At 65.9% G+C, this 3,219-nt stretch carries 3 protein-coding genes; 2 read left to right on the top strand and 1 reads right to left on the bottom strand.

Annotation, left to right across the window (positions count from 1 at the left end; all coding sequences use genetic code 11):
- The first annotated feature begins 191 nt into the window (after nt 1-191).
- On the top strand, nt 192-764 hold the full coding sequence (locus tag ACWF94_RS37280) for a hypothetical protein (protein ID WP_453499167.1): 573 nt from the start codon (nt 192-194) through the stop codon (nt 762-764).
- A 107-nt stretch (nt 765-871) separates the two neighbouring features.
- On the opposite strand, the gene ACWF94_RS37275 is transcribed toward ACWF94_RS37280, so the two are convergent.
- Nucleotides 872-1,183: a ferredoxin gene (locus ACWF94_RS37275; RefSeq protein WP_453499165.1), complete on the bottom strand. Its 312-nt coding sequence runs from the start codon at nt 1,181-1,183 to the stop codon at nt 872-874.
- A gap of 266 nt (nt 1,184-1,449) precedes the next feature.
- Between ACWF94_RS37275 and arc the strand changes: the two genes are divergently transcribed.
- Nucleotides 1,450-3,216, top strand: coding sequence for a proteasome ATPase (gene arc / locus ACWF94_RS37270; RefSeq protein ID WP_453499163.1), 1,767 nt, complete (start codon nt 1,450-1,452; stop codon nt 3,214-3,216).
- The last annotated feature ends 3 nt before the right edge of the window (nt 3,217-3,219 follow it).

Raw genomic sequence — 3,219 nt, 5'->3', positions numbered from 1 at the left:
GCCGGGGAGTTCCCACTTCGCAACCGGGAACTCCCCGGCGGCGTACTGGCATTGTGCTCCGGGCTGTCACGAAACAGTGACAAGCGGGCCCGCACCCCGCTGTTCCCCGCCTCTGTGACCTATGGCACGATGCAGATCTCCCGACCGCCGCCGACGCAGCGCCGGCACCGTATGCACAGGAGAATTCACGCGTGCAGACCTCCGCCGTCCCGGACCTCGCGCACACCCGGACCCGCCCGATCCACTGGCTCGCCACCGCCACCGCGATGGCCGCGGTCGTCGCCGCCGCGGGCCTGCTCCAGCCCGAACGCGCCACCGCCTCGCCGCCCGACGGGAAGCCGAAGAAACCCCCCGTGGCCGCACCCGCCCCCGACCCGGCCGACGTCCGGCTCCCCCTGGAATGCGGATCACTCGGCTATGTGGTGGTCAAGAAGGCCACCGGCGACCTCGATGGTGACGGCCGTCCCGAAACAATCGCCGCCGCCCGCTGCGACGCGGGATCCGGCTCCCCGCCCCATGGGATCTACGTACTCACCACCGCCGAAGAAGGCGGCCCCCGCCTCGTCGCCACCCTGCTGGAACCGGCACAGCGCCGGACCGCGGAAGCGCTGGCCATCCGCGACGGCGCCATAACGGCGACCCTGCTCGGCTACTCGTCGCCCGAAGTGCCGAACTGCTGCCCCGACCAGCGCGACAACGTCCAATGGCGATGGCAGGGCGGGAAGTTCATCCGCACCACGCAGGACGAGCCCCGCACCGTATGAGCAGGAAAACGAACAGCATATGAGACGGGCGGACACCATATGAGACAACCGCCCCACCCGTCACCGCTCAACGCTGCGTAAGCAAACAGTCACCCGGCGTCGAACCGCTACCCCGCGTCCGGACCGTAGACCTCGACCCTGTCCGAAACCCGACGGACATGGATACAGTCACCCGGACACTCCTTCGCGGAGTCCACCACATCGCGCAACAGCGGCAGCGGCACCGGTGTCGTCGCCCCCGCGTCCTGGAGCAGCTCGTCCTCGGCGCTCTTCACATACGCCAGCCCGTCGATGTCCAGCTCGAAGACATCCGGCGCGTACTGGACGCAGATCCCGTCCCCGGTGCACAGCTCCTGATCGATCCAGACCTCCAGCGCCTGCCCGGCACCCTCGGACGGAACCTCGTGCTGCGCGGTCATATCTCCCTGCCGTTTCCATCGTCGGACCAACCGTTCGGTGACCCAAGGTGAACCAAGTCGCACCAGCCCTGACGGGTGTTGAACACTTCGACGATACAACCGCCCGCTTTCCGATGTTGATGGGTGGGTATCCACCAGGCGTGAGGGAGAGCGCAAGGGTGAAGATCGGACACGCCCCCACCGTCTTTGTGATCTAGGGGTTTCAATCACCACCCACCCAGGTAGGGTCAGGAAGCGTCCAGCTCCCCTTGGAGGAGGTGAGGACCGTGGCAGCCCACGACGACGACATCAACCGCGGCATCCGGCCGGGGCGGGGGTCTGAAGACCCAGCCGGCCAGGTTGCCTATCTCGAGCAGGAAATCGCCGTCCTGCGCCGCAAGCTCGCCGACTCTCCGCGCCATACGAGAATTCTCGAAGAGCGGATCGTCGAGCTCCAGACAAACCTGGCCGGCGTGTCCGCACAGAACGAGCGGCTCGCGAACACGCTCCGTGAGGCCCGCGACCAGATCGTGGCCCTCAAGGAAGAAGTCGACCGGCTCGCACAGCCGCCGGCGGGCTTCGGTGTCTTCCTGCAGGCCACCGAGGACGGCACCTGCGACATCTTCACCGGAGGCCGCAAACTCCGGGTGAACGTCAGCCCCAGCGTCGAGCTCGAAGAGCTGCGGCGCGGCCAGGAAGTCATGCTCAACGAAGCGCTCAACGTGGTCGAGGCCATGGCGTACGAGCGCGCCGGGGACATCGTCACCCTCAAGGAGATCCTTGAGGACGGCGAGCGCGCCCTGGTGGTCGGGCACACCGACGAGGAACGAGTGGTACGGCTCGCCGAGCCCCTGCTGGACATCACCATCCGGCCCGGCGACGCCCTCCTGCTCGAACCCCGCTCCGGCTACGTCTACGAAGTGGTTCCCAAGAGCGAGGTCGAAGAGCTCGTCCTCGAAGAGGTGCCCGACGTCGATTACACCAAGATCGGCGGTCTGGGCAACCAGATCGAGCTGATCCGTGACGCCGTCGAGCTGCCCTACCTCTACCCCGACCTCTTCAAGGAGCACGAGCTGCGGCCCCCGAAGGGCATCCTGCTCTACGGACCGCCGGGCTGTGGCAAAACACTCATCGCCAAAGCCGTCGCGAATTCCCTCGCCAAGAAAGTCGCCGAGGTCACCGGCCAGCCCGCGGGGAAGAGCTACTTCCTCAACATCAAGGGCCCCGAACTCCTCAACAAGTACGTCGGCGAAACCGAGCGCCACATCCGTCTCGTCTTCCAGCGGGCCCGGGAAAAGGCCAGCGAAGGCACACCCGTCATCGTCTTCTTCGACGAGATGGAATCGCTCTTCCGCACCCGGGGCTCCGGCGTCAGCTCCGACGTGGAGAACACCATCGTCCCGCAGCTCCTCGCCGAGATCGACGGCGTCGAGGGCCTGGAGAACGTCATCGTCATCGGCGCCTCCAACCGCGAGGACATGATCGACCCCGCGATCCTGCGCCCCGGCCGCCTCGATGTGAAGATCAAAATCGAGCGCCCGGACGCCGAGGCCGCGAAGGACATCTTCGCGAAGTACCTCACGGCCTCCCTGCCCCTGCACTCCGACGACCTCTCCGAGCACAACGGCTCCAAGGAAGCCGCCGCCCACGCCATGATCCAGTCGGTCGTCGAGCAGATGTACGCGGAGACCGAGGAGAACCGCTTCCTTGAGGTCACCTACGCCAACGGTGACAAGGAAGTCCTGTACTTCAAGGACTTCAACTCCGGAGCGATGATCCAGAACATCGTCGACCGGGCCAAGAAGATGGCCATCAAGGCGTTCCTCGATCACAACCAGAAAGGTCTGCGCGTCTCCCACCTCCTCCAGGCATGTGTGGACGAGTTCAAGGAGAACGAGGACCTGCCCAACACCACCAACCCGGACGACTGGGCCCGTATCTCCGGCAAGAAGGGCGAACGGATCGTGTTCATCCGTACCCTGGTCACCGGAAAACAGGGCGCGGACACCGGACGCTCCATCGACACGGTGGCGAATACCGGCCAGTACCTGTAAGAC

The sequence above is a fragment of the Streptomyces sp. NPDC055078 genome (genome assembly GCF_053607985.1).
The sequence above is the reverse complement of the archived record's forward strand: the minus strand, read 5'-3'. Positions and strand labels throughout refer to the sequence as shown.